Raw genomic sequence first — 24,129 nt, 5'->3', positions numbered from 1 at the left:
TGATGGTCATATCGCCGCATAGGTGTGCCGAATGATGCTGTGCACTATGCCAGAAAAATCAGGTGGTTGTCGACAGGCTATCCGCAACCACCTGAATAGTTACTCTCAATCTAGGGTTTGTTACAAAGATATGTCAAACACTTTCCTGACCCCCTCCTACCATTGGCGCAACCGTTATCTGCTGATGCGCCATGGCCACAGCCAGGCCAACGCGCAGGGGCGAATCATCAGCACCCCCGAGCGTGGAATAGACGCCTATGGATTGTCGCCCGAAGGCGAACGGCAGTTGGACGATGCGCTGGTGGACTGGCGTTGGCCGGTGCCCACCCAGGTGGTGCATTCGGACTTTTTACGCACGACTCGAACCGCCGCCCGAGTGGCCAGCGCCTTCGGGTTGGGCATGGCCATCGACGAGCGCTTGCGAGAGCGCCATTTTGGCGAGCTGGAAGGCCAGGCAGATAGCCATTACCCCGAGGTATGGGCGCAGGATGCCCAGAGTGCCGCGCATCGGCAGTGGCAGGTAGAGCCGCTCACCAGCGTGGCAGCGCGCATGTGCGCAACGCTGGAAGCACTGGAGCAGCGCTGGCAAGGGGAAACGGTGCTGGTGGTGAGCCATGGCGACCCGCTGCAGATCCTGCTCACGGCGCTGGCAGGCAAGCCATTGACCCAGCACCGTGAGCAGCTCGCGCTGGCCCCGGCCAGCATCACGCTGGTAGGCGGTTAAGCGCCTTCCTTGGGGGGGATCCAGGCAATCATGTCGACTTCCACGTCGGCACCGCCTGCCAGGCCGGTGACGCCGATGCAGGTACGGGTGGGGAGCGGTTTCTCGAAGTAGCTGGCGTAGACCTGGTTCACTTCATCGAAGTGGCCCATGTTGGTAATGAAAACCCGTGACTGCACCACGTACTCGAAGCTGCTGCCCACCTCTTCCAGGACGATGGCCAGGTTCTGCATGACTCGATGGGTTTGTTCGGTAAAGGTGCCCAGCAGCATTTCGTTGGTTTCCGGCACGGTCGGCATCTGGCCGGTGATGAACACCAGGTCGCCCACGCGGCAGGCGTGAGAGAACGGCGCAATGGGCTGTGGGGCGCGGTCGATGAACAGTTTTTCCATGATGACTCTCTGGTGTGATGTGGGGTATTCAGAAGGGCCATGAAAATGGGCCTCAGCTGAGGCCCACGTTACGCATTATGACGCGCTGGCAGTCGAATCAATGCCCCAGAATCTGGCTCAGGAAGAGCTGGGTGCGCTCGGACTGCGGGTTGTTGAAGAACGGCTCTGGAGCGTTTTCTTCGATGATCTGGCCCTGGTCCATGAAGATCACGCGGTCGGCCACGGTCTTGGCGAAGCCCATTTCATGGGTCACGCAGAGCATGGTCATGCCCTCTTCGGCCAGTTCGATCATGACGTCCAGTACTTCCTTGATCATTTCCGGGTCAAGGGCCGAGGTCGGCTCATCGAACAGCATGACGTCCGGGTGCATGCACAGCGAGCGGGCAATGGCGACCCGCTGCTGTTGACCACCGGAAAGCTGGCCGGGATATTTCTTGGCCTGTTCGGCGATGCGTACCCGCTGCAGGTAGCGCATGGCCTGCTCTTCGGCCTCTTTGCGCGGCTTTTTCTGTACCCACATGGGGGCGATACAGCAGTTCTCCAGCACGGTGAGGTGAGGGAACAGGTTGAAGTGCTGGAACACCATGCCAACGCTGCGACGAATCTGCTCGATACGCTTCACGTCCTGGGTCAGCGGCACGCCGCCAACCACGATCTCGCCCTTTTGATGCTCTTCCAGATGGTTGATGCAGCGAATCATGGTGGACTTGCCCGAGCCGGACGGCCCGCAAATGACGATCCGTTCGCCGCGCTTCACTTCCAGATAGATGTCGCGCAGCACGTGAAAATCGCCGTACCACTTGTTGACGCCGCGCATTTCGACCATCAGATCCGAAGTACCGGTGCCAGGGTTATGGGAAGCTGCTTGTGTCATGTCACTATCCTGCTAAAAAATCGTTGATAAAAGCGGCGTTAACGCCTGTGGCCGGTGTGTAGCCTGCGTTCCAGATACTGGCTGTAGCGCGACATGCTGAAACAGAAGATCCAGAACATGAAGGCCGCAAAGACATAGCCTTCCAGCGAGAAGCCCAGCCAGCGCGAGTCGGCCAGTGCCGCTTGCACGATCCCCAGCAGATCGAATAGCCCGATGATCATGACTAGGGTAGTGTCTTTGAACAACGAAATGAACGTGTTTACGATACCAGGAATCATCATTTTCAGAGCCTGGGGCAGTACGATCAGACCCATGCGCTTCCAGTAGGTCATGCCGAGGGCGGCGGCGGCTTCTTCCTGGCCTTTGGGAATGGCCTGCAAACCACCGCGAATGACTTCGGCCATGTAGGCGCTCTGGAACAGCGTCAGGCCGATCAGGGCGCGTACCAGACGGTCCACGCTGACCCCGGTAGGCATGAACAGCGGCAGCATCACCGAGGCCATGAACAGCACCGTGATCAGCGGCACGCCACGCCAGAACTCGATAAAGATGACGCAGAAGCTCTTGACGATGGGCATGTTCGAACGCCGCCCCAGGGCCAGCACGATACCGATCGGCAGCGCACCTACCATGCCCACGGTAGCCAGCAGCAGGGTCAGCATCAGGCCGCCCCAGCGATGGGTCGGCACACGCGGCAGGTCGAAATAGCCGCCGTGCAGCAGCACGTAGGCGATCACGGGGAAGCCGACCAGCGCAAATACGGCCACCCAGCGCTTGAAGGGCAGGCGTGGAATCGCCAGCCAGGCAATCAGGGTGAAGAACCCGGCAAAGACGATATTGGCACGCCAGATTTCCGAGCGCGGGTACAGGCCGTAGATGAACTGGGTGAAGCGTGCGTTGATGAACACCCAGCAGGCGCCTTCCCGGGAGCAGTCTTCGCGGGAGGTGCCTACCCAGTCGGCGTTGATGAACGCCCATTGCACCGTGGGAACCACGAGCAGGTAGAGAATATACAGGCCGATCAGAGTAAAGATCGTGTTGATCGGGCCGTTGAACAGGTTACTGCGTAGCCATGCCACAGGGCCCACGGAACTGCTGGGCGCCGGCTTTGGCTCGATCATCGTTCGGTTGTGAATCATGGGAATGTCCTCGCCAACGGCCTAGCGTTCAACCAGCGCCACACGGGCGTTGAACCAGTTCATGAACATGGAGACCAGCAGACTGATGGTCAGATAAACCGCCATGGTCATGGCAATGACCTCGATGGCTTGGCCTGTCTGGTTCAGCGTGGTGCCCGCAAAGACCGAAACGAGGTCCGGATAGCCAATGGCGGTGGCCAGCGACGAGTTCTTGATCAGGTTGAGGTACTGGCTGGTGAGCGGGGGAATGATGACCCGCAGTGCCTGCGGAATGACCACCAGACGCAGCACCAGGTTACGCGGCAGGCTCAGCGCTTGTGCGGCCTCGGTTTGGCCATGGGAAATGGCCTGAATGCCGGAGCGCACGATTTCGGCAATGAACGCAGCCGTATAAATCGAAAGCGCGAACCACAGCGCCAGGAACTCTGGAATGACGGTGACACCGCCGCGGAAGTTGAAACCGCGCAGCTCGGGGACATCCCAGGTGATCGGCACGCCGGTGGCAAACATCACCAGCAGGGGCAGGCCGAAAATCATCGCGAAGGAGATCCAGTAGGCTGGCAGGCGCTTCCCCGTGGCCTCCTGACGGCGCTTGTTCCAGATCACCAGCGCAATGCTGGCGATGATCGCCGCAATGAAGGTGGCTGGAATCAGCCCGAACCCGGACTCGAATAACGGCTCGGGAAGATACAGGCCGCGCACGTTGAGAAAGATGACCTCACCGAATGCCAGGCTGTCACGGGCGCTGGGCAGCGTACGCAATACGGCAAAGTACCAGAAGAAAATCTGCAGTAGCAGCGGGATGTTACGGAAGGTTTCGATATACGCCGTGGCCAGTCGTGCGATCAGCCAGTTGGGCGACAAACGGGCAATCCCGACGATGAAACCGATGATGGTGGCGGCAATGACCCCCAGTGCGCCCACCAACAGGGTATTCAGCAGGCCCACGAAGAAAGTGCGGCCATAGGTGCTTTGGGAGGAGTAGTCGATCAGACTTTGAACGATCCCGAAGCCTGCGGTGTTGTTAAGAAAACCGAACCCGGTAGTGATCCCGCGAGAGGATAGGTTGTCTTGAACATTACCGACGATATAGAACAGGAACGCAATAACGGCAGCAATGAGTAAAAACTGAAAGATCAGCGCACGCTTTGCGCGGTCTCGCCAGAACGGAGGCTTTTGGCCAACGGGGCGAGCGTTAGGTCTTACGGACATGGATGGCGTCTCCGCTACACGGAAGGTCAATCAAATGGCCCGCCGATACCCTTGAGTGTTGATGGCAAGGGCCGGCGGGCCGGGGTCAAGCGAGACGCTTAGCGAATCGGCGGTGCGTACTGGAAGCCACCCTGGTTCCACAGAGCGTTGACGCCCCGTTCGATTTCCAGCGGTGAATCCATGCCGACGTTACGTTCGAAGCTTTCTGCGTAGTTACCTACCTGGCTCAGGATGTTGTAGGCCCACTCGGCATCCAGACCCATGCCTTCACCGTAGTTGCCGTCCTGACCCAGCAGGCGAGCCACGTCCGGGTTGTCGGAGCCGCGCATTTCTTCGGCGTTTTCGCTGGTCACGCCGTACTCTTCACCGTTGATCATGGCGAACAGAGACCACTTGACGATGTTGAACCACAGGTCGTCACCCTGACGTACCACGGGGCCCAGCGGCTCCTTGGAGATGACGTCGGGCAGGATCATGGCAGCAGACGGGTCGTCCAGCTGAATACGCAGTGCGGCCAGCTGAGAGGTGTCAGAGGTCAGAACGTCACAGCGTCCCGCCTGGAAGCCACCCACGGTTTGCTCGGACGTATCGAAAACGATGGGATCGAATTCCATGCCGTTGGCGCGGAAGTAGTCCGCCAGGTTCAGCTCGGTGGTGGTGCCGGACTGGATACAGATCGCAGCGCCATCCAGCTCGGAGGCGTTGGAGATGCCCAGGTCGGTAGAGACCATGAAGCCCTGGCCGTCGTAGAAGTTCACGCCGGTGAAGTTCAGGCCCAGCGTGGTGTCACGGGTGGTGGTCCAGGTGGTGTTACGTGACAGGATATCGACTTCGCCAGACTGCAGCGCGGTAAAGCGCTCGACGGCGTTCAGGGAAATGTAGTTAACGGCGTCCGCATCGCCCAATACGGCGGCAGCCACGGCACGACATACGTCAACATCAAGACCTTGCCACTCGCCGCTATCGTCCGGCGCGGAAAAACCTGGCAAGCCATCACTAACGCCACACTGTACGGCACCGCGAGAGCGCGTTTCTTCTAATGTGTTCGCTTGCGCGGTAGCGATACCGGCCAGCGTAATTGCACCCGCAGAGGCAAGCAGTACCAGGTGTTTCTTGTTAACCATGTGTGTTCCCCTTCCTCGATTTAATGATGTTATGCATGTCGATGCATGCCTAAAAGCTAGCAAGGAAGGTGCCAAAAAAGATATGTCGGCAAATTCAGCGGTTTTCAACGTAAAATCAGCGAATTTAACGAAAGTATTGGTGCAAAAAAGTGCTCCAGCGGCTACGCGATGCTCCGTTTTGGTGCGTAGCCGTTGGTGTGGGCAGGTGGCCGCAGGCTCGTCGGTCAGCGAATCGGCGGGGCGTACTGAATACCGCCGTCTTTCCAGAGCCCGTTGAGGCCTCTGGCAATGTTGAAGTCCGACCCTGAGCCGACATTGCGGTCATAGACGTCGGCATAATTACCTACCTGCTTGACGACCTGGTAGGCCCAGTCGGCGCTGATGCCCATGGGGCTGCCGAAATCGCCATCCTGGCCCAGCAGGCGCTGTACGTCAGGGTTGTCGCTGTCGAGCTGCTCGTCCACGTTCGCCTGGGTGACTTCCAGCTCTTCGGCATTGAGCATGGCAAACAGCGTCCATTTGACGATATTGAACCACTGGTCGTCGCCCTGGCGCACGGCCGGGCCCAGCGGCTCCTTGGAGATGATCTCGGGCAGCACCACGGCCATGTCGGGGTCGGCCAGCTGCATCCGCTGGGCATAGAGCTGTGAGGCATCGGAGCTCAGCACGTCGCAGCGGCCTGCTTCGAACCCGGCAATCGACTGCTCGGGAGAGTCGAAGACCACGGCGTCGTAGGTCATGCCGTGGATTCTGAAGTAGTCGGACAGGTTCAGTTCGCTGGTGGTGCCCGATTGGGTGCATACCGCGGCGCCGTCCAGCTCCTTGGCACTCTGTACGTTCAGGTCGCTGGCGACCATGAAGGCCTGGCCGTCGTAATAGCTGACGCCGGTAAAGTGCATGCCCAGCGTGGTATCGCGGCTGGAGGTCCAGGTGGTGGTGCGCGACAGGACATCCACTTCACCGGACTGAAGGGCCGTGAAGCGCTCCACGGAGTCCAGCGGCACGAAGTCCACCTTGTTGGCATCGCCTAGCGCGGCGGCGGCAATGGCACGGCAGATGTCGGTATCCAGGCCCCGGTACTGGTCGTCGTCATCCAGTGACGAGAAACCGGGCTGGGCGGCATTCACGCCGCAACGCAGGCTATCGCGATTCTGGACGGTGTCCAGCGTGCTGGCCATGGCGATGGCCGGTGCCAACAGGCTGGCCCCTACTCCCAACCAACGAACACTCTTCATGTGTTATTCCTTGACGTCGAAGCGCGCCGATCTGCGCGCATAAAAAAAGCCGAGCAGCGCCCGGCTTTTCCACTAACGATGCCCGATCTCACGCAAAGGCTTTGCGCATGAAGGGGGGCAGCGTCAGGGCTCCACGATGGGCCTCTGCTGTGTAGTACTGTAGCGGCATTTCGTGGCTGGCGGCAGCTTCTTCGCGGAAGCTTTCAACGCTGGTGCCTTTACCTGCCAACGTCACGCTCCACCAGCCAGAGGGGTAGACCGGTTGGGGGAAGGGCAAAGTGGCCACGCTGTCGAAGCCCGCTTCGCGCATGTCGTTGCGCAGTTCGCGAATGATCGAACCGCTATGGTAAAGCGGCGACTCGCTCTGCTGCACCATCACTCCGCCACTTTTCAGAATACGGTGGCAGCGTTTCAGGAAGTCGGTCTTGAACAGGCCTTCGGCCGGGCCGACCGGGTCGGTGGAGTCGATGATCAGCAGGTCGATGCTCTCGTCGGCCGCGTCATCCACCCACTTCACGCCGTCGGCAAACAGCAGCTCGGCGCGGGGGTCGCCGTTGGCTTCCACGAGTTCGGGGAAAAAGCGCTCGGCGGCCTTGGTGACTTCCTCGTCGATATCGATCTGGGTGACCTTCTCGACGCCCGGATGGCGCAGCACTTCTTTCAAGGTGCCGCAGTCGCCGCCACCAATGATGACCACGCGCTTGGGGTCCTGATGGGTGAACAGCGCCGGGTGGGCGATCATTTCGTGATACAGGAAGTTGTCGCGGTCGGTGAGCATCACGCAGCCATCCAGCACCATCAGGTTGCCGTAGGTCTCGGTGGCGTACACTTCCAGGTGCTGGTAGGGGCTTTGCACATCCAGCAGTTTTTCAGAAACTTTCAGCGAGAAAGCGCTGCCGTGGCTATCAAAGACTTCGGTAAACCACTGGTCGTCGCGTAGGTCGCTCATTGCTTGGCTCCTGGGCATGAGTCGTTCGATTGAGTCGGAATGCCCTGATGGTACTGCGGGCTCAAGTCGTGCAGCGCCTCCATGAAGGCGGTGACATGATCAGGGTTGGTGAACTGGCTGATGCCATGGCCCAGATTGAAAACGTGGCCAGGGCCGTGGCCGTAGCTCTCCAGTACGCGAGCCACTTCCGCACGAATGGCCGAAGGGCGCGCAAACAGCACGTTGGGGTCCAGATTGCCCTGCAGGGCCACCTTGTGGCCCACGCGGGCGCGGGCGTCGGACAGCTCGGTGGACCAGTCGATGCCCAATGCGTCGGCACCGGCACAGGCAATGTGCTCCAGCCACTGGCCACCGTTTTTGGTGAACAGAATCACCGGTACGCGACGGCCATCGTGCTCGCGGATCAGCCCGGAGACGATCTGCTCCATGTAGCGCAGCGAGAACTCCAGGTAGGCCGGTGTGGACAGCGCGCCGCCCCAGGTATCGAAAATCTGTACCGCTTGAGCGCCTGCGCGAATCTGAGCGTTCAGGTAGTCGGTGACCGCTTGCGCCAGGGTGTCCAGCAGCTGGTGCATGGTGTCGGGCGTGTCGTACAGCATGGTCTTCAGGTGACGGAAGTCCTTGCTGGAGCCGCCTTCGACCATGTAAGTGGCCAGTGTCCAGGGGCTGCCGGAAAAGCCGATCAGCGGCATGCGGCCGTTGAGCTCACGACGGATCGTGGAGACCGCCCGCATCACGTAGTCCAGGTCGCGCTCGGCATTAGGCACGGTGAGCGCGGCGACTTCTTCGGCGGTGCGTACGGTCTTCTTGAATTTGGGGCCTTCACCGGTTTCGAAGTACAGGCCCAGCCCCATGGCATCGGGGATGGTCAAAATGTCCGAGAACAGAATGGCGGCGTCGAGCGGGTAGCGCTCCAGCGGCTGCAGGGTGACTTCACAGGCCAGGTCATGATTGCGGCACAGGTCCATGAAGCTGCCCGCATCGGCGCGGCTGGCGCGGTACTCGGGCAGGTAACGGCCCGCTTGACGCATCATCCACACCGGAGTGCGGTCGACAGGCTGGCGCGCCAGCGCGCGAAGAAAACGGTCGTTCTGCAAAGGTGTGGTGGTCATAAACACTTGCTCTTGGAAAATTTGCCCGCATTGTAAGGGAGTCAGCACATCCGACGATAGGAATTGTACGTGAAGTTGGGCAGCGGTGGCGCCTGTTGGCTGGCCAACATCGTCGCACCCCGGCCAATCGTGAGGCTTGCGCCACTTCCTGTTAGACTATGCGCCCACTTGCCAACACTGATGTGGATAACTGGCCTGGTTCATCTGTGAGGTAATCCGTGACCATTCGCTTCATCGCCGCTTCCCGGCTGCCCACCCCTTGGGCCACGTTCACCATGCATGGCTTCGAAGACGATGCCACGGGGAAAGACCATATTGCGCTCACCCTGGGCGATGTGAGCGATGGCGCGCCGGTGCTGGGGCGGGTGCACTCCGAGTGCCTGACGGGCGATGCGCTGTTTTCCATGCGCTGCGACTGTGGCTACCAGCTGCAGGAAGCCCTCAAGCGCATTGCCAGCGAAGGCCGCGGGGTGCTGCTGTACCTGCGTCAGGAGGGGCGCGGTATTGGCCTGCTCAACAAGATTCGCGCCTACCACTTGCAGGACCAGGGGGCGGATACCGTGGAGGCCAACGAGCAGCTCGGCTTCGGTGCCGACATGCGCCGTTATGATCTCTGCGTGCCGATGCTCGAGCATCTGGGCGTCACGGCCCTCAAGCTGATGACCAACAATCCCCGCAAGGTCGATGCGCTCACCCGCGATGGGGTCAACGTGGTGGAGCGTCAGCCCATCACCACCGGCCTCAACCCGCATAACGAGCAGTACCTGGCCACCAAGGCGGGCAAGCTGGGCCACATGATGGCGCTGGATGACTTCACCCAGGCCAGCGATGTGGATATCGAGCGCAAGGGGTGATGTTGGTGGGGCGTCAGAGGTCGGGAGCGCCCCAGTATGAAAGCTGTACGAAAAGAATCGTATGTCGGCGTGGGTGAACCGCCGCTTGAAGAGCAGGGGGAGTTCAGCCCCCTCGAAGAGTGGCTGCACAGCGTTACCCATGGCATTGGTGCGGTGCTCAGCTTGGTGGGTATGGTCATATTGCTGGCGGCGGCCAGCGTAGCTGCTCACGTGGATGCCTGGAAAGTGGTGAGTCTGAGTCTTTACGGCTCAACGCTGCTACTGCTTTACACTGCCTCGACCCTTTACCACGGCATTTCTCATCGCCGCTGGAAGCAGCGTTTTCAACTGCTTGACCATTGTGCGATTTACCTCCTTATCGCAGGCACCTACACCCCCTTTCTGCTTTGCCGTTTATAGCACCGTATTGCCCAACGCTTCGGCGGCGTAATGGTTATTTACTGGCAGCACGGCTGCCCAGGGTCTTGGCAGGCCTGGCGCAAACGGCCATGATCCGGCTGTTGAAGAGTACTGAAGACGATCCCCCTGGATACAGCAGGTGCTGCACTTATGGCTTGCATCCGGGAGGGAAAGTTAGCAGATAAGACTTTTCGTACAAACCCCAAGCCGAAAAACTCACGCTTCAAAATATTAAGCCTAAAGTAGTATTAGGGGTAGCTCCTGTCCTGGATGTAGGTAATGCTGTGTGGCCTGAACAATCACGGCGGGTTGGCATAGCGATGCCTATCGCCACACCCGTAACGACATTCAACAAGATTTTTCCAACAAGAGGATTGTCATGAGCACTGTTAACAACGCCCACGACACGACCATGCCGTCGGTGCTGGGCAAAAAAGACAGTACTGATGAGATGGTGCAGCGCATAGGCCACTTGACGCGACTGCTGCGGGACAGCATGAAAGAGCTGGGCCTGGATCAGCAGATCACCCAGGCGGCGCAAGCGATACCGGATGCCAATGACCGTCTAAACTATGTCGCCTCCATGACGGAGCAGGCCGCAGAGCGGGCATTGAATGCCGTTGAGCGTGCTCAGCCGTTACAAGACGGTCTTGAGGAAGAGGGCGCCGCACTTAATAAGCGCTGGCAGTTGGCGACAGCGAAGCTGGCGACGATAGAGGGTGATCCCAGTCTCCTCGAAGACACCCAGGACTTTTTGAACAACAAACTTCCCAGCGCAACCGGGGCGACGCAAAAAGAGCTGCTTGAAATCATGATGGCTCAGGACTTCCAGGATCTCACCGGGCAGGTGATCAAGAAAATGATGGAGGTCATCAAGCTCATCGAAGAGCAGCTTGTTCAGGTGCTTGTCGATAATGTGCCCCACATCACCGATGGCGTTAAGGTGGAAGATAGCCGAGATGAGCATGCCAAGCTGCGGAACGGACCGCAGGTGAACCAAAATAAGGCAGATGTGGTAGCAGGGCAGGAACAAGTAGACGATCTGCTGGATGAGCTGGGCTTTTAGACCAAGCCAAGCGACATCGAGCCAAAACCATTGCCATGCGTTGCCAGCAACGGTTTTGAAAGCGTTTAGCGATGGATCAATGCTTTGCTGCGGCCTGCTCCTTCTCCGCGGCACGGGCCAGCGCCGGGCGGTTGGCATGGCGGGCGCGGTAGGCCACCAGCGGTTCCGGCAGGCGGTGTTTCATGCTCGCTGCCCAGCTCAAGGTGTGGGTCAGGAAGAGGTCCGCCAGTGTGAAGGTATCGCCCACCAGCGTCTCCTGGCCGTGGTAGCGGCGCTCCAGGGCGGTCAGGGCGCGCTGAAATTCCCAGGCGGCGGTGGGCAGTACGGAGGGCACGCGCTTGTCCTGAGGCAGGGCGAACTTGTGCTTGGCCTGCAGCCACAGCGGCTGCTCGATTTCGGTGACGATGAAGCTTAGCCACTGATCTACCTGGGCGCGTTCCTCTACGCTGTGTGGCAGCAGTTGGCCTTCGCCATACCGTTCGGCGAGATAGCGGCAGATGGGCGCGGATTCGAACAGCGTCAGTTCGCCGTCTTCCAGCACGGGTACCTTGCCATCCGGGTGGCGAGCGAGATGCTCGGCGCTTTGCCCCGCGCCCTGGTCCAGGGCTACGTGGTGGCACTGGTACGCCAGGCCCAGCTCTTCCAGCGTCCAGGCGGCACGCAGCGAGCGGGAGTTGGGGAAGCTATAAAGGGTGATCATGGGGCGGCTCCAGGCAGTACCGTGAAGCCTTCACTGTAGCCACTGCCTGAACGCCTGTCACGGGGCTACTGGCCCCGCGCTGCGCGGATGCGCTCGTAGGCATTGCCAATCTCGCTGGTGCGGGCCTGCGCCACTTCGCGCATGCTCTCCGGAAGCCCCTTGCCCGCCAGCTTGTCCGGGTGATTCTGGCTCATCAGGCGACGATACGCTTTCTTGATCTCGGCATCGCTGGCGTCTTCGGCCACGCCCAGTACGCGATAGGCATCCTTCAGAGCTTCCTCGCTGGCGCCTTGAGAGTTGGCCGCCGCGCCATGCAGCATGGCTTCGATCTGCTGTACTTCGGCCTCGCTGCAGCCAACGCCCCGCGCCACGCGCAGAATCATCTCATGCTCGGCGGGGTGCAGGACCCCATCGGCGGCAATCGCGCTGAGCTGAACCTGCAAAAATACCTGGCGCAAAATGGGCTGACGCTGGGTCAGGCGATTGACCTTGGCCAGCTCGGCCTCCAGGTCGAAGTCGTCGGCACGGCCCCGTTCGAAGGCGGCCCGCGCCTTGGCGCGGTGCTCGCCCTGCAAACGCATCTGATCGAACAGCTTTTCGGCCACGCCCAGCTCACCTGGCGTGACCTTGCCATCGGCCTGGCAAAGGCAGCCCATCACCGAAAAGATCGACTCCAGGAAACCTTCCTGCAAACGCGTGCGGGCGGCATTCAAGCGGCGCCCCAGCTGGCGTGCCAACCACCAGCCCAGACCCGCTCCCACCAGCAGGCCCACGGGGCCGCCGCTGGCAAGGCCAATCAAACCAAACAGAATCATCAAAAAAAGCATAACGGTCTCAACAAGTTAGTCAGTAGGCTCAAGGCGACGGCAGGCGCGAACGAATGGCTGCTTCGATGCCGGCAGCATCCAGTCCGCAGTCGCGCAGCAGCTCGGCGGGGGTGCCGTGCTCGACGAAGCTGTCCGGCAAGCCCAAGTTCAGTACTTCGACCTGAACGCCTTCGCTGTGGAGCAGCTCATTCACCGCGCTGCCCGCGCCGCCCGCAATCACGTTCTCCTCCAGCGTGACCAGCAGCTCGTGTTCGTCGGCGGCGTGCAGCACGGCCTCGCGATCCAGCGGCTTGGTGGAGCGCATGTTGATATGCGTTGCATTGAGCTTCTCGGCCACCTCGGCGGCGGCACCATTGATGCTGCCAAAGGCCAGCAGGGCGATGCGCATGCCGTCGCTGGTGCTGGTGCGACGAACCTCGGCCTGGCCAATCGCCATGGGCTCCAGATGGTCTGGGATGGCCACGCCGGGGCCGGTGCCACGGGGGTAGCGAACGGCGGCCGGGCCCGGGTGGTGGTAGGCGGCGCTGAGCATGGCGCGGCACTCTGCTTCATCGGCGGGTGCCAGAATCACCATGCCGGGCACGCAGCGCAGGAACGACAGGTCCATGCTGCCGTGGTGCGTCGGGCCGTCTTCTCCCACCAGGCCTGCTCGGTCGATGGCGAAGGTGACATCCAGGTCCTGCACGGCCACGTCGTGGATCAACTGGTCGTAGCCACGCTGCAGAAAGGTCGAGTAGATGGCGACGACGGGCTTCATGCCCTCGCAGGCCATGCCTGCGGCCAGGGTGACCGCGTGCTGTTCGGCAATCGCCACGTCGAAATAGCGTTCGGGGTAGGTCTGCGCAAAGCGAATCAGATCCGAGCCCTCGCCCATGGCGGGAGTGATGCCCATCAGGCGCGGGTCGGCGGCGGCCATGTCGCACAGCCAGTCACCAAACACATTGCAGTACTTCTTCTTGGGCGCAGCGGGGGGCTTCACCGGGGGCGCACTGGACGCGGGTACTTTTTCCAGCTTGGTGATGGCGTGATAGCCGATCTGGTCGGCCTCTGCCGGCAGGAATCCTTTGCCCTTGACCGTCTTGATATGCAGAAACTGGGGGCCTTTCTGGTCACGCAGGTTGCGCAGAGTCTGGGTCAGTGCGTCCAGGTCGTGGCCGTCGATGGGGCCCACGTAGTGAAAGCCCATCTCTTCGAAGAGCGTTGCTGGGCTTACCATGCCCTTCATGTGCTCTTCGGTGCGCTTGGCAAACTCCAGCGCGCCGGGCAGATGCGAGAGCACTTTCTTGCCCTCTTCGCGCATTTTCAGGTAAGGCTTGCTGGAGAGCATCCGCGCCAGATAGGTGGCGATACCGCCGACGTTCTCGGAGATCGACATCTCGTTGTCGTTCAGCACCACCAGCATGTTGGCGTTGACGTGCCCCGCGTGGGCCAGCGCTTCGAAGGCCATGCCCGCGGTGAGCGCGCCATCGCCGATGATGGCGCACACGCGGCGCGGGTCGTTTTGTGCCTGGGCGGCCAGGGCCATGCCGAGCGCCGCCGAGATCGAGGTGCTGGAGTGACCAACGCCGAAGGTGTCGTACTCGGATTCGGCGCGGCGGGGGAACGCGGCCAGGCCGCCGTGCTGGCGGATGCCGAGCATGGCCTCACGGCGACCGGTAAGGATCTTGTGGGGATAGGCCTGGTGGCCTACGTCCCATACCAGGCGGTCCCTGGGGGTGTGGAAGGCGTGGTGCAAGGCCACGCTGAGTTCCACCACGCCGAGCCCTGCGCCAAAGTGGCCGCCGGTGACACCGACGCTATACAGCAGGTAGGCGCGCAGCTCGTCGGCCAGCTGCGCCAGCTGGCCAGGACTCATGGCCCGCAGGGCCGCGGGGTGGTCAAAGGAGTCGAGCAGCGGCGTCGCCGGGCGCTCGCGGGGTATCTCGTCGAACAGCTTCATAGGCGGCATGTTTTCATGGGTATGTTGTGAAAGGCATCGTTAGTGGTCGCGCTCGATCATGTAATGGGCAAGATCGGCCAGGGGCGCGGCGGGCTCGCCAAGCGGGGCGAGCGCAGCAATGGCCTCGTCGATCAATGCGTTCGCTTTTTGCTGGGCGCCCGCCAGCCCGAGCAGGCTGGGATACGTGGGCTTGGCGCGGGCAGCGTCGGCACCGGAGGTTTTGCCCAGCGTGGCGGTGTCTCCGGTGACGTCGAGAATGTCGTCGTGAATCTGGAAGGCTAGACCAATGGCGCGTGCATAGCGAATCAGTGCCGCCAGGCGTGGGTCATCGGCCTCGACGGCGATCAGCCCACCCATCCGGACCGCCGCCACGATCAGCGCGCCGGTCTTGTGGGCGTGCATGTGAGCCAGTGCCTCGACATCCGGATGGCCGCCCACGGCTGCCAGGTCCAGCGCCTGGCCTGCCACCATGCCATCGCGGCCAGCGGCCACCGCCAGGGTAGATACCAGTGCAGCCAGGCGCGGGTGCGGGCGGCTGGCCATGACTTCAAAGGCCAGCGCCTGCAGGGCGTCACCTGCCAGAATGGCCGTGGCTTCGTCGTAGGCCTTGTGCACCGTGGGCTGGCCACGACGCAGGTCGTCGTCATCCATGGCGGGCAGGTCGTCGTGGATCAACGAGTAGGCGTGGATCAGCTCGATGGCTGCTGCGGGGGCGTCCAGGGCGTCGTCTTCTGCTCCCAGGGCACGCCCCGCCAGATAGACCAGCAGCGGGCGCAGGCGCTTGCCGCCCACCAGCAGGCCGTGGCGCATGGCTGCCTCCAGGCGCGCCTCGACGGCGGGCCGAGACTCGAACAGCGCCGCCAGGGTGGCATCGACGCGGGCGTTGCTGGCGCGGCGCAGCGTGGCCAGCGGTGTGTCGTGGGCCGTTACCATGGGGGCGTTTCCTCGCTGTCGTCGTGTCCCTGAGCGGCTGACGGCTCTGGTGCGGCATGGAAGGGAGCCACGTCCAGCTTGCCTTCGGGGGCTTCGCTGAGCGCGCGCACTTTCAGCTCGGCACTGTCGAGGCGCTGCTGGGCATCGCGAGTGAGCCGCACGCCCTGCTCGAAGGCGGTCAGGGCATCTTCCAATGAGAGTTCGCCTGATTCCAGGCGTTCCACGATGGTTTCAAGCTCGGTCACCGTGGCAGCAAAATCTTGGGGAGGGGTGCTCATGGTCAATGCCTACCGTTTGTCGTGGGCCCTGTGCTCGGTGCGGGCGGCGAAAGTGGCCGGATGCCAGTCAAATAAACGCACAGTATACACCGAGGCAAGGGGGTGGCGTCTGCCTCCCGCTGGCGGGATTCCCCGACGTGTGCCGGGTTCATCTTCAAAACGCAGACTTTTCATCATCCGGGAGCGCTGAGAAAGGCGGGGGCTGTGCTACCATACGGGCCTTCCGTGAACCGATACACGGCGCCTGCCGCCGACCATAGAGGTTGATTCAGCCATGGCCAAAACGTCCCTGGAAAAGAGCAAGATCAAGATCCTGCTACTCGAGGGCGTCCACCAAAGCGCGGTGGACAATTTTCACAACGCGGGTTACGAAAACATCGAGTCTCTTTCTACATCGCTGGATGAAGAGGCACTGATCGAGAAGATCCGTGATGTTCACTTCCTCGGCATTCGCTCCCGGACGCAGTTGACGGAGCGCGTGTTCGATGCCGCCGAGAAACTGGTCAGCGTGGGCTGTTTCTGTATCGGGACCAATCAGGTCGACCTGGATGCGGCGCTCAAGCGCGGTATCGCGGTCTTCAATGCGCCGTATTCCAACACTCGCTCGGTGGCCGAGCTGGTGCTGGCGGAAGCCATCATGCTGCTGCGTGGCATTCCCGAGAAAAACGCGCTGGCGCACCAGGGGGGCTGGTTGAAATCGGCCAAGAACTCCCATGAGGCGCGCGGCAAGACGCTGGGTATCGTGGGCTATGGCAGCATTGGCGCTCAGCTGTCGGTGCTGGCGGAGTCACTGGGCTTCAACGTGATCTACTACGATGTGATCACCAAGCTGGGCATGGGTAATGCCAGCCAGGTCGCCAGCCTGGAGGAGTTGCTGGGTCGTTCGGACGTGGTCAGCCTGCACGTGCCGGACCTGCCCTCTACCCGCTGGATGATGGGTGCGAAGGAAATCGCTGCCATGAAGGATGGTGCGATCCTGATCAACGCCGCCCGTGGCAGCGTGGTCGAGATCGAAGCGCTGGCCGACGCCGTGAAGGCTGGCAAGCTGAACGGTGCTGCCATCGACGTCTTCCCGGTCGAGCCGAAGGGCAACGATGAAGAGTTCCAGAGCCCGCTGCGTGGCCTGCACAACGTGATCCTGACGCCGCATATCGGCGGCTCGACGCTGGAAGCGCAGGAGAACATCGGTATCGAAGTGTCCGAGAAGCTGATCACCTACTCGGATAACGGCACCACGGTGACGTCGGTCAACTTCCCCGAAGTGGCGCTGCCTGCCCACCCGGACAAGCACCGCCTGCTGCACATCCACGACAACGTGCCCGGCGTGCTATCGCAGATCAACCGCGTGCTGTCGGAAAACGGCATCAACATCTCCGGCCAGTACCTGCAGACCAACGACAAGGTGGGCTACGTGGTCATCGACGTCGACAAGGCCTACGGCCCGCAGGCGCTGGAGGCATTGAAGCAGGTAGAGCACACGCTGAAGATTCGTGTTCTCTACTCGGCGCAGAACAGCTGATCTCGCCCCTTCGTGCAATAAAAAACGGCCCCTCTGGGGCCGTTTTGCCTATCAGGCCAGGTCGAACAGCAGTACTTCGCTGGCCTCGGTGCACGCCAGCGCAACGTCCTCGCTGGGGGTGAAGGCCGCCGCGTCTCCGGTGCGCAGGGTTTCTCCGTTCACTTCAACGGCCCCTTTCACCACATGCAGCCAGGCGTGGCGGGAAGGTGGCGCTGCCAACTGATCACCCGCGCTCAGCAGGCTGGCATACAGGTTGACGTCCTGATTGACGCCCACCGAGCCGTCGCGGCCATCCTGAGAAGCGACCAGGCGCCACTGGCCCTGGCGTTCGGCCGTGGGGAACGCCTTCTGCTCGTAGCTGGGCGAGATGCCCCGCTGGGCCGGTTCGATCCAGATCTGCAGGAAGTGCAGGCCGTTTTGCTGGGAGTGGTTGAACTCGCTGTGCAGCACCCCGGTACCCGCCGACATGCGCTGTACGTCGCCAGGGCGCATGACCTCGCCGTTGCCCATGTTGTCCTTGTGCTCCATCTCGCCTTCGAGCACGTAGGAGATGATCTCCATATCCCGGTGGGGGTGAGCGCCAAAGCCGTGGCCCGGGGCGACACGGTCTTCATTGATGACCCGCAGGGCACGGAAGCCCATGTGCTCGGGGTCCATGTAATTGGCAAACGAAAAGGTGTGATACGAGCGCAGCCAGCCGTGGTCTGCATAGCCGCGCTCGTTGGAACGACGAATCTTCATGAACGGTACCTCGTTATTCAGTCAGGTTGTTGCCTTCTATATGTCTCCTACTATACGACCGAGTGCGCCTGGCGTGGGGTGAAGCTTTCTCAATGGTGGCGTCGAAATAATCGACGATTGAGGGCTGTCAGGAGGGTGGCTGGCAGGTGCGTGCAGATGCACGCGCGGCGCGCTTTTTGCTATCATGCGCGGGTTTATTCACCCGGTCCGCCCTTTACGAGGGCGACTACCAGGAGCACTTCATGACGACCCCCACTTCCACGCCGCCCATCGTGGTGGCTGCGCTATACAAATTTGTCACCCTGAACGACTTCGAAGCGCTGCGCGAACCGCTGCGCCAGACCATGCTGGCCAACGACGTCAAAGGCACGCTGCTGTTGGCCAAAGAGGGCATCAACGGCACCGTGGCCGGCAGCCGTGAAGGCATCGATGCGCTGCTGGCCTGGCTGACCGCCGACCCGCGCCTTGCCGATATCGACCATAAAGAGTCCTTCTGCGACGAGCCGCCGTTCTACCGCACCAAGGTGAAGCTGAAAAAGGAGATCGTGACGCTGGGCGTGCCGGGCATCGACCCCAACGACACCGTGGGCACTTACGTCGAGCCGGAAAACTGGAACGACGTGATCTCCGACCCGGAAGTGCTGGTGATCGATACCCGTAACGACTACGAAGTGGCGATTGGCAGCTTCGAAGGCGCGGTCGACCCCAAGACCACCACCTTCCGCGAGTTTCCCGAGTACGTGCGCCAGCACTACAACCCGGAGCAGCACAAGAAGGTGGCGATGTTCTGCACTGGCGGTATTCGCTGCGAGAAAGCCTCCAGCTTCATGCTGAAAGAGGGCTTCGAAGAGGTGTACCACCTGAAGGGCGGCGTGCTCAATTACCTGGAAAAGGTGCCGGAAGCGCAGTCGCTGTGGCGCGGCGAGTGCTTCGTGTTCGATAACCGCGTCACCGTGCGCCATGATCTCACCGAGGGCGAGCACGAGCAGTGCCACGCCTGTCGCATGCCGATCTCTCAGGAAGACATGCAGTCGTCGGCCTACGAGCCCGGCATCAGCTGCCCGCACTGTATCGACTCGCTGCCCGAGAAGACCCGCGCCGCTGCCCGCGAACGCCAGCGCCAGATCGAGCTGGCCAAGGCCCGCGGTGAACCCCATCCGCTGGGCTACAACCCTCGCCAGGCGGCCCACGACAAAGCGTAACCCGACCCCGTGGCCGCTTGCCCTGCAAGAGGCCACTTTGGTCGTAGTGAGCGATCAGCGCGTCGGGCAGGCGCTAGACTGAGCAGCACGTTTTGCTCAGGAGTCTGCCATGCCCTCTTCACACGTTGCTTCCCTCGACGACTGCCTGCTGCGCACCGCGCAGGACGGCGTCGTTACCCTCACGCTCAACCAGCCGGAGCGCTTCAATGCGCTTTCGGAAGCCATGCTGGAGGCGCTGCAAACGGCGCTGGACGAGATCGCCCAGGATGACCAGGTACGCTGCGTGGTACTGGCTGCCAATGGCCGAGCGTTCTGCGCGGGGCATGATTTGAAGCAGATGCGCGCGCACTCCGAGCAGGCCTATTACCAGGCGCTGTTCGCTCGCTGTGGCAAGGTAATGCAAACCATCGTTCACTTCCCCATACCGGTGATTGCCAAGGTGCAGGGGATCGCCACCGCCGCGGGCTGCCAGCTCGTTGCCAGCTGTGATCTGGCCGTGGCGGACAGCAGCGCGCGTTTTGCGGTCTCTGGTATCAATGTCGGCCTGTTTTGTTCGACCCCTGCCGTGGCGCTTTCACGCAACGTATCACGCAAGCGAGCCATGGAGATGTTGCTGACCGGCGACTTCATCAATGCTGACCAGGCGGCGGAGTGGGGGTTGATCAACCGCGTCGCAGAAGAGGGAACGCTGGACTCGGCAGTGGAGGCGCTCACATCGAGCATCTGTGCCAAGAGTGCGGTGGCGGTGCGCACCGGTAAAGCCATGTTTGCGCGCCAGCTGGCGATGCCGTTGGAAGAAGCCTACGCCTTTGCCGGAGACACCATGGCCTGCAACATGCTGGCTGAGGACGTGGCCGAGGGTATCGATGCGTTTATCGAAAAACGCCCGCCGGTCTGGCGGCACCGCTAGCGATCCATTGGTGGAATTTGTTTCCGTAAACGCGACATGGCCGCCGGGCCGCGTTATCCTGCTGATTTATGAATGTTAACGCGCCCTCAGGAGAGTGCCAGGTGAGTGAAGTCAAGCGCAGGTCAGTCGGACGTCCGGCGGGAGCCACCAAAGCCAGCGGCGGGCATAGCCAATCGTTGGTACGCGGCCTCACGCTGCTCGAATACCTGGCGGCCAGCCCGCTGGGGATGGCGCTCTCGGAGCTTTCCGAGCAAGCGGACCTGGCACCTTCCACGACCCACCGGCTACTCCAGGCACTGCAAAGCCAGGGGTTCGTCACCCAGGAGAGCGAGCAGGGCCTGTGGCGAATCGACGTAAAAACCTTCCGCATCGGCAACAGCTTTCTGGAAGCGCGTGACGTGGTGGCGAAAAGCCGTCCGTTTTTGCGCCGCCTGACGGCAGAGACCGGCGAAACGGCCAACCTGGGCATTCGCGATGGCGCCACGGCGGTGTTCCTGGCCCAGAACGAATCGCCGCAAATGATGCGCATGATCACGCGGTTGGGGTCGCGGGCACCGCTGCACGCCTCTGGGGTAGGCAAGGCGCTGCTGGCCTGGATGAGCGAGGAGGAGCGCGACGCGCTGTTGGCGGGTGGGTATGAGCTGGCGCGCGTCACGGAAAACACGCGCTATCAGGTCGATTCGCTGTTGGCAGAAATGGCCGCCATTCGTGCTCAGGGCTTTGCCTGTGACCGTGAAGAGCATGCCATTGGCCTGCACTGCGTGGCCGCGTGTATTTTCGACGAGCACACCACTCCCCTGGCGGCCATTTCCGTTTCCGGGCCCATGGCGCGCATTCCGGAAGATCGCCTGCTGGCGCTGGGGGCGCTGGTGCGCCGCACGGCGGATGACATCACCCTGCAAATGGGCGGCCAGCTGCCTCGTTAATTGCCGATGATTGCTCATGTTTAGTCTGTTTTGGGTGGCGCTTGCCAGTGCCACCCTGCTGCCGGGCGGCTCTGAAGTGTGGCTGGCCAGGCTCTGGTGCCTGGGTGAGCCCGCGCTGGGGCTTTGGCTGGTTGCCACGGTGGGCAATACGCTGGGTAGCATGATCAACGTGGCCATGGGGCGCTATGCGCGCCAGTTCCAGGATCGCCGCTGGTTCCCCGCCTCGCCCCAAGGATTGGCCCGCGCAGAGCGCTGGTATCACCGCTTTGGCGAGTTCAGCCTGCTGTTGTCATGGCTGCCGGTCATAGGCGACCCGCTCACCGTTCTGGCAGGCGTCATGCGGTTGGCCTGGTGGCGGGCGCTGCTCTGGATCGTGCTGGCCAAGGGCACGCGCTATGCGCTGTTGATCGTCATGGCCCAGCAGTGGCTGGCCCCTTACTGCCAATAAGGCACTGCTATGCGATTGCCTGAAAACTGCGCGAGGATGTCTTCGTTGGCGCACCAAAAGCAGTCGCGATAACGTCTCTGACAGTCAGGCATGTTACCCTAGCGTATGTTATGTCAGGTTTGCATTCCTGATGGATGCACTATTCTGTGTGGACGTGTCTGTGTGGGCACGCATAGACAGGTTCTTGGCGAGTCGCAGGATCGCAAAAACTCACCCAAAGGGAGGTTATGGTGTGACGTCACTACGTTTACTACCTTGGCTAGGCGTCTGGATGCTGACGCTGTTCGCCTTGCTGGCCGGGCCAGCCATGGCGCAAACCACGCTAGGCGCTGACAATGAAGCGTCGAATACGAGTGCCGAGCAGCCGCCCTCGTATTCGGCGCTGGCGGATCTGCTGGAAGACGAACAAGCCCGTCAGGAGCTGATCGAACTGCTGCGCCATCAGGCATCGGCGCTACCTCCCGCACTGGCCAACGAGCTCTCCCCGGAAGCCGCGGCTGCCGGTGGAAACGTCTCTCCTGAAGACGTCTCGCTGCCGCGCCAGCTGGCCGAGTTGACCAGCCGCACGGTGAGCGATGTGGGTGGGCAACTGGAGCAGGCCGTCTCGATCGTGGGCAACCTGTTCACGGGGCAAGGTGGCGGCACCTTCAACATGGCCGACTTCACCAATGCCGCGATCAATCTCGGCATCGTCATCATTGCCACGTTTGCCCTGTTCTTCACCTTCCGTCGTCTCGCCAAGACGCTGTTTACCAAGCTCAGCGCCTGGTCGCTGGCCGGTGGCAGTTTGACCCCGGTGCTGCGTCTCGTGCTGTGCGTGGCGTTGGCCACGGTGGTGGATGTGCTGCTGGTGGCGCTGGCCTACGTGGGCGGCAACCTGATCGCCACGTTCGCGGTGGGCGAAGCGGGCGAGCTGTCTACCCGGGCCTCGCTGTTCCTGAACGCGTTCCTGATCATCGAGCTGCTCAAGGCGGCAGTGCGCATGCTGTTCTCCTCCCGCTATGAGGGGCTTCGGCTGCTGCATATTTCTGCCCAGGAAGCCTCCTACTGGAATCGCTGGATCGCCCGTCTGATCGGTATGGTGGGCTATGGCCTGATGGTGGTCGTACCGCTGGTCAACTATTACCTGGCCCCGACCTTGGGGCAGGCCGTGGGCACCTTCATCATGCTGCTGGCCTTCGTCTATGCCGTGGCGGTGGTGCTGAAGAACCGTGTTCGACTGCGTGATAACTTGAACCTGATGGGCGACCGTTCGACGCTCATGGCCAGCCGCGTGTCGCTGCACCTTTTTGCCCGTACATGGCACCTGTTTGCCCTGCTGTACTTCCTGATGGTGTTCGTGCTGACCCTGACGCGCCCAGGCGACGCACTGCCCTTCGTGCTCATGGCCACGCTGAAAACGCTGGTGGCGGTGGTGGTCGGCCTGCTGCTCTCCACCTTCCTCACCCAAACCATCGGCCGTCGTATTCAGCTGTCGGATGACCTGCGTCGCAAGCTGCCGCTGCTGGAAACGCGCCTGAACAGCTACGTGCCCAATGCCCTGCGCGTGCTGCGCACCATCATTGTCGTGGCTGTGATCATGGTGGTGCTGGATGCCTGGGGAGCGTTCAATCTCGCCGCCTGGTACGCTTCCGAGCGCGGTGCCAACCTGGTGGGCAACCTGATCAGCGTGGCGGTCATTCTGATCGTATCGCTGGGCGTATGGCTGGGGCTGGCAAGCCTGATCGAGCACAAGCTGAACCCCGAGACGGGCGACGGGGAGCCCTCGGCGCGTGCCAAGACGCTGCTTAGCCTGTTCCGCAATGCACTGGCCATTGCCATGGTGACCATTACCGGCATGATCGTGCTGTCGGAGATCGGCATCAACATCGGGCCGCTGATTGCCGGTGCCGGTGTGCTGGGTCTGGCGATCGGTTTCGGTGCCCAGAAACTGGTGCAGGACGTCATCACCGGTGTCTTCATCCAGGTCGAAAACGCCATGAACACCGGCGATGTAGTGACCGTGGGCGGCGTTACCGGCACTGCTGAGCGGTTGAGCATACGTTCGGTGGGTATTCGTGACCTGGCGGGGGCTTACCATATCGTGCCGTTCTCCAGTGTGGACACGGTCTCCAACTACATGCGTGAGTACGGTAATCACGTGGGCGAATACGGTATTGCCTACCGCGAGAACATCGACGATGCCATTGCCCAGCTCCAGTTGGCCTTCGAAGACCTCAAAGCCAGCACAGAGCACGGTCACAAGCTGCTGGCAGACATGACCGTGGCGGGCGTTACTGCGCTGGCCGACAGCTCGGTCAATATCCGTGTGGTCATCAAGACCACGCCGGGTGACCAGTGGGGCGTTGGCCGGGCATACAACCGCCTCGTCAAGATGCGCTTCGACTCGGCGGGTATCGAGATTCCGTTCCCGCATACCACCCTGTACTTCGGGCAGGACAAGTCCGGCTCTGCGCCGCCTGCCAACCTGCGCATCATGCAGCAGGACTTCACCATCGATGGTAGCCCGGCAGGGCAGCCCAAACGAGCAGAGCTCGAAGTGGATGACCGCCATCGCCCTCGTCGTGGAAAATCACCGAGTGAGCAAGAGGCTGAGCACCACAAGCCTGACGATGAGGAAGTGTGATCC

General features: G+C 61.6%; 23 protein-coding genes and 1 pseudogene. 10 read left to right on the top strand and 14 right to left on the bottom strand.

The annotated features are described in order from the left end of the window. Nucleotides 1-130: 130 nt before the first annotated feature. On the top strand, nucleotides 131-724 hold the full coding sequence (locus IE091_RS10610; RefSeq protein WP_039178694.1) for a histidine phosphatase family protein: 594 nt from the start codon (nucleotides 131-133) through the stop codon (nucleotides 722-724). Here IE091_RS10610 and IE091_RS10605 read toward each other — a convergent pair. From IE091_RS10605 to hemE, 8 genes are all read right to left on the bottom strand, one after another. Beyond that, nucleotides 721-1,113, bottom strand: a complete 393-nt coding sequence (locus tag IE091_RS10605) for a RidA family protein (protein WP_039178691.1) — start codon at nucleotides 1,111-1,113, stop codon at nucleotides 721-723. The genes IE091_RS10610 and IE091_RS10605 overlap by 4 nt on opposite strands. Nucleotides 1,114-1,210: 97 nt before the next feature. Beyond that, nucleotides 1,211-1,939 carry an amino acid ABC transporter ATP-binding protein gene (locus IE091_RS10600; protein ID WP_039179251.1) on the bottom strand — a complete coding sequence of 243 codons (729 nt, stop codon included), beginning with the start codon at nucleotides 1,937-1,939 and terminating at the stop codon, nucleotides 1,211-1,213. Nucleotides 1,940-2,025: 86 nt separating this feature from the next. After that, a complete protein-coding gene (locus tag IE091_RS10595) occupies nucleotides 2,026-3,126 on the bottom strand; it encodes an amino acid ABC transporter permease (RefSeq protein ID WP_039178688.1) in 1,101 nt (366 codons plus the stop codon). A 21-nt stretch (nucleotides 3,127-3,147) separates the two neighbouring features. Then, nucleotides 3,148-4,338 carry an amino acid ABC transporter permease gene (locus tag IE091_RS10590; protein WP_189463620.1) on the bottom strand — a complete coding sequence of 397 codons (1,191 nt, stop codon included), beginning with the start codon at nucleotides 4,336-4,338 and terminating at the stop codon, nucleotides 3,148-3,150. A gap of 98 nt (nucleotides 4,339-4,436) precedes the next feature. Then, nucleotides 4,437-5,462 (bottom strand): amino acid ABC transporter substrate-binding protein, encoded by a 1,026-nt coding sequence (locus IE091_RS10585; RefSeq protein WP_039178684.1) that lies wholly within the window; start codon nucleotides 5,460-5,462, stop codon nucleotides 4,437-4,439. 224 nt (nucleotides 5,463-5,686) lie between these two features. Then, entirely contained in the window at nucleotides 5,687-6,697 is a 1,011-nt protein-coding gene (locus IE091_RS10580) for an amino acid ABC transporter substrate-binding protein (RefSeq protein ID WP_189463619.1), read from the bottom strand. Nucleotides 6,698-6,785: 88 nt separating this feature from the next. Further along, nucleotides 6,786-7,646: a polyamine aminopropyltransferase gene (gene speE, locus IE091_RS10575; RefSeq protein ID WP_189463618.1), complete on the bottom strand. Its 861-nt coding sequence runs from the start codon at nucleotides 7,644-7,646 to the stop codon at nucleotides 6,786-6,788. Then, nucleotides 7,643-8,758 carry a uroporphyrinogen decarboxylase gene (hemE, locus tag IE091_RS10570; RefSeq protein WP_016915400.1) on the bottom strand — a complete coding sequence of 372 codons (1,116 nt, stop codon included), beginning with the start codon at nucleotides 8,756-8,758 and terminating at the stop codon, nucleotides 7,643-7,645. The genes speE and hemE overlap by 4 nt, the downstream gene beginning before the upstream one ends. A gap of 218 nt (nucleotides 8,759-8,976) precedes the next feature. Between hemE and ribA the strand changes: the two genes are divergently transcribed. The 3 genes and pseudogenes from ribA to cheZ all read left to right on the top strand — a co-directional run bounded on the left by ribA (nucleotide 8,977) and on the right by cheZ (nucleotide 11,077). Then, nucleotides 8,977-9,612, top strand: a complete 636-nt coding sequence (ribA, locus tag IE091_RS10565) for a GTP cyclohydrolase II (RefSeq protein ID WP_039178678.1) — start codon at nucleotides 8,977-8,979, stop codon at nucleotides 9,610-9,612. Between the two features lie 36 nt (nucleotides 9,613-9,648). Further along, nucleotides 9,649-10,008, top strand: a pseudogene (trhA, locus tag IE091_RS10560) (PAQR family membrane homeostasis protein TrhA); the annotation flags it as partial. Nucleotides 10,009-10,423: 415 nt separating this feature from the next. Beyond that, entirely contained in the window at nucleotides 10,424-11,077 is a 654-nt protein-coding gene (cheZ, locus tag IE091_RS10555) for a protein phosphatase CheZ (protein WP_422822528.1), read from the top strand. Between the two features lie 76 nt (nucleotides 11,078-11,153). Here cheZ and IE091_RS10550 read toward each other — a convergent pair whose 3' ends face one another. From IE091_RS10550 to IE091_RS10530, 5 genes are all read right to left on the bottom strand, one after another. Then, nucleotides 11,154-11,777 (bottom strand): glutathione S-transferase family protein, encoded by a 624-nt coding sequence (locus IE091_RS10550; protein WP_039178675.1) that lies wholly within the window; start codon nucleotides 11,775-11,777, stop codon nucleotides 11,154-11,156. A 65-nt stretch (nucleotides 11,778-11,842) separates the two neighbouring features. Next, on the bottom strand, nucleotides 11,843-12,604 hold the full coding sequence (gene djlA / locus IE091_RS10545) for a co-chaperone DjlA (protein ID WP_189463616.1): 762 nt from the start codon (nucleotides 12,602-12,604) through the stop codon (nucleotides 11,843-11,845). Nucleotides 12,605-12,632: 28 nt separating this feature from the next. Continuing rightward, nucleotides 12,633-14,543: a 1-deoxy-D-xylulose-5-phosphate synthase gene (dxs, locus tag IE091_RS10540; protein ID WP_189463622.1), complete on the bottom strand. Its 1,911-nt coding sequence runs from the start codon at nucleotides 14,541-14,543 to the stop codon at nucleotides 12,633-12,635. Nucleotides 14,544-14,582: 39 nt separating this feature from the next. Further along, the gene (locus IE091_RS10535) at nucleotides 14,583-15,476 is read right to left on the bottom strand and encodes a farnesyl diphosphate synthase (RefSeq protein WP_189463615.1); all 894 of its coding nucleotides are present in this window, start codon (nucleotides 15,474-15,476) and stop codon (nucleotides 14,583-14,585) included. Next, nucleotides 15,470-15,754, bottom strand: coding sequence for an exodeoxyribonuclease VII small subunit (locus tag IE091_RS10530; RefSeq protein ID WP_039178661.1), 285 nt, complete (start codon nucleotides 15,752-15,754; stop codon nucleotides 15,470-15,472). Before IE091_RS10530 ends, IE091_RS10535 begins: the two co-directional genes overlap by 7 nt. 274 nt (nucleotides 15,755-16,028) lie before the next feature. Between IE091_RS10530 and serA the strand changes: the two genes are divergently transcribed. Continuing rightward, nucleotides 16,029-17,273 carry a phosphoglycerate dehydrogenase gene (gene serA / locus IE091_RS10525; RefSeq protein WP_081193412.1) on the top strand — a complete coding sequence of 415 codons (1,245 nt, stop codon included), beginning with the start codon at nucleotides 16,029-16,031 and terminating at the stop codon, nucleotides 17,271-17,273. Nucleotides 17,274-17,324: 51 nt separating this feature from the next. Here serA and IE091_RS10520 read toward each other — a convergent pair whose 3' ends face one another. After that, complete coding sequence (locus IE091_RS10520; RefSeq protein WP_189463614.1) at nucleotides 17,325-18,014, bottom strand: pirin family protein; 690 nt, start codon at nucleotides 18,012-18,014, stop codon at nucleotides 17,325-17,327. A 242-nt stretch (nucleotides 18,015-18,256) separates the two neighbouring features. Between IE091_RS10520 and trhO the strand changes: the two genes are divergently transcribed. From trhO to ybiO, 5 genes are all read left to right on the top strand, one after another. Next, complete coding sequence (gene trhO, locus IE091_RS10515; RefSeq protein ID WP_096921838.1) at nucleotides 18,257-19,216, top strand: oxygen-dependent tRNA uridine(34) hydroxylase TrhO; 960 nt, start codon at nucleotides 18,257-18,259, stop codon at nucleotides 19,214-19,216. A gap of 109 nt (nucleotides 19,217-19,325) precedes the next feature. After that, nucleotides 19,326-20,126: an enoyl-CoA hydratase gene (locus IE091_RS10510; RefSeq protein ID WP_189463613.1), complete on the top strand. Its 801-nt coding sequence runs from the start codon at nucleotides 19,326-19,328 to the stop codon at nucleotides 20,124-20,126. 101 nt (nucleotides 20,127-20,227) lie between these two features. Beyond that, nucleotides 20,228-21,052 (top strand): IclR family transcriptional regulator domain-containing protein, encoded by an 825-nt coding sequence (locus tag IE091_RS10505; RefSeq protein ID WP_189463612.1) that lies wholly within the window; start codon nucleotides 20,228-20,230, stop codon nucleotides 21,050-21,052. Nucleotides 21,053-21,068: 16 nt separating this feature from the next. Next, on the top strand, nucleotides 21,069-21,500 hold the full coding sequence (locus IE091_RS10500; protein WP_189463611.1) for a YqaA family protein: 432 nt from the start codon (nucleotides 21,069-21,071) through the stop codon (nucleotides 21,498-21,500). A gap of 232 nt (nucleotides 21,501-21,732) precedes the next feature. Beyond that, nucleotides 21,733-24,126 carry a mechanosensitive channel protein gene (gene ybiO, locus IE091_RS10495; RefSeq protein WP_189463610.1) on the top strand — a complete coding sequence of 798 codons (2,394 nt, stop codon included), beginning with the start codon at nucleotides 21,733-21,735 and terminating at the stop codon, nucleotides 24,124-24,126. The last annotated feature ends 3 nt before the right edge of the window (nucleotides 24,127-24,129 follow it).

Origin of the sequence: Vreelandella hamiltonii (genome assembly GCF_014651775.1) — a bacterium.
Taxonomy (GTDB): Bacteria; Pseudomonadota; Gammaproteobacteria; order Pseudomonadales; family Halomonadaceae; genus Vreelandella; species Vreelandella hamiltonii.
The sequence above is the reverse complement of the archived record's forward strand: the minus strand, read 5'-3'. Positions and strand labels throughout refer to the sequence as shown.

Coding starts and splice junctions, on each gene's coding strand:
- djlA (WP_189463616.1), bottom strand. CDS start 12,604: ATGCTTTTTTTGATGATTCTGTTTGGTTTGATTGGCCTTGCCAGCGGC.
- dxs (WP_189463622.1), bottom strand. CDS start 14,543: ATGAAGCTGTTCGACGAGATACCCCGCGAGCGCCCGGCGACGCCGCTG.
- cheZ (WP_422822528.1), top strand. CDS start 10,424: ATGCCGTCGGTGCTGGGCAAAAAAGACAGTACTGATGAGATGGTGCAG.
- IE091_RS10590 (WP_189463620.1), bottom strand. CDS start 4,338: ATGTCCGTAAGACCTAACGCTCGCCCCGTTGGCCAAAAGCCTCCGTTC.
- IE091_RS10605 (WP_039178691.1), bottom strand. CDS start 1,113: ATGGAAAAACTGTTCATCGACCGCGCCCCACAGCCCATTGCGCCGTTC.
- IE091_RS10585 (WP_039178684.1), bottom strand. CDS start 5,462: ATGGTTAACAAGAAACACCTGGTACTGCTTGCCTCTGCGGGTGCAATT.
- IE091_RS10500 (WP_189463611.1), top strand. CDS start 21,069: ATGTTTAGTCTGTTTTGGGTGGCGCTTGCCAGTGCCACCCTGCTGCCG.
- IE091_RS10610 (WP_039178694.1), top strand. CDS start 131: ATGTCAAACACTTTCCTGACCCCCTCCTACCATTGGCGCAACCGTTAT.
- IE091_RS10550 (WP_039178675.1), bottom strand. CDS start 11,777: ATGATCACCCTTTATAGCTTCCCCAACTCCCGCTCGCTGCGTGCCGCC.
- serA (WP_081193412.1), top strand. CDS start 16,029: ATGGCCAAAACGTCCCTGGAAAAGAGCAAGATCAAGATCCTGCTACTC.
- IE091_RS10600 (WP_039179251.1), bottom strand. CDS start 1,939: ATGGTCGAAATGCGCGGCGTCAACAAGTGGTACGGCGATTTTCACGTG.
- IE091_RS10535 (WP_189463615.1), bottom strand. CDS start 15,476: ATGGTAACGGCCCACGACACACCGCTGGCCACGCTGCGCCGCGCCAGC.
- IE091_RS10580 (WP_189463619.1), bottom strand. CDS start 6,697: ATGAAGAGTGTTCGTTGGTTGGGAGTAGGGGCCAGCCTGTTGGCACCG.
- IE091_RS10520 (WP_189463614.1), bottom strand. CDS start 18,014: ATGAAGATTCGTCGTTCCAACGAGCGCGGCTATGCAGACCACGGCTGG.
- IE091_RS10530 (WP_039178661.1), bottom strand. CDS start 15,754: ATGAGCACCCCTCCCCAAGATTTTGCTGCCACGGTGACCGAGCTTGAA.
- trhO (WP_096921838.1), top strand. CDS start 18,257: ATGACGACCCCCACTTCCACGCCGCCCATCGTGGTGGCTGCGCTATAC.
- speE (WP_189463618.1), bottom strand. CDS start 7,646: ATGAGCGACCTACGCGACGACCAGTGGTTTACCGAAGTCTTTGATAGC.
- hemE (WP_016915400.1), bottom strand. CDS start 8,758: ATGACCACCACACCTTTGCAGAACGACCGTTTTCTTCGCGCGCTGGCG.
- IE091_RS10510 (WP_189463613.1), top strand. CDS start 19,326: ATGCCCTCTTCACACGTTGCTTCCCTCGACGACTGCCTGCTGCGCACC.
- IE091_RS10595 (WP_039178688.1), bottom strand. CDS start 3,126: ATGATTCACAACCGAACGATGATCGAGCCAAAGCCGGCGCCCAGCAGT.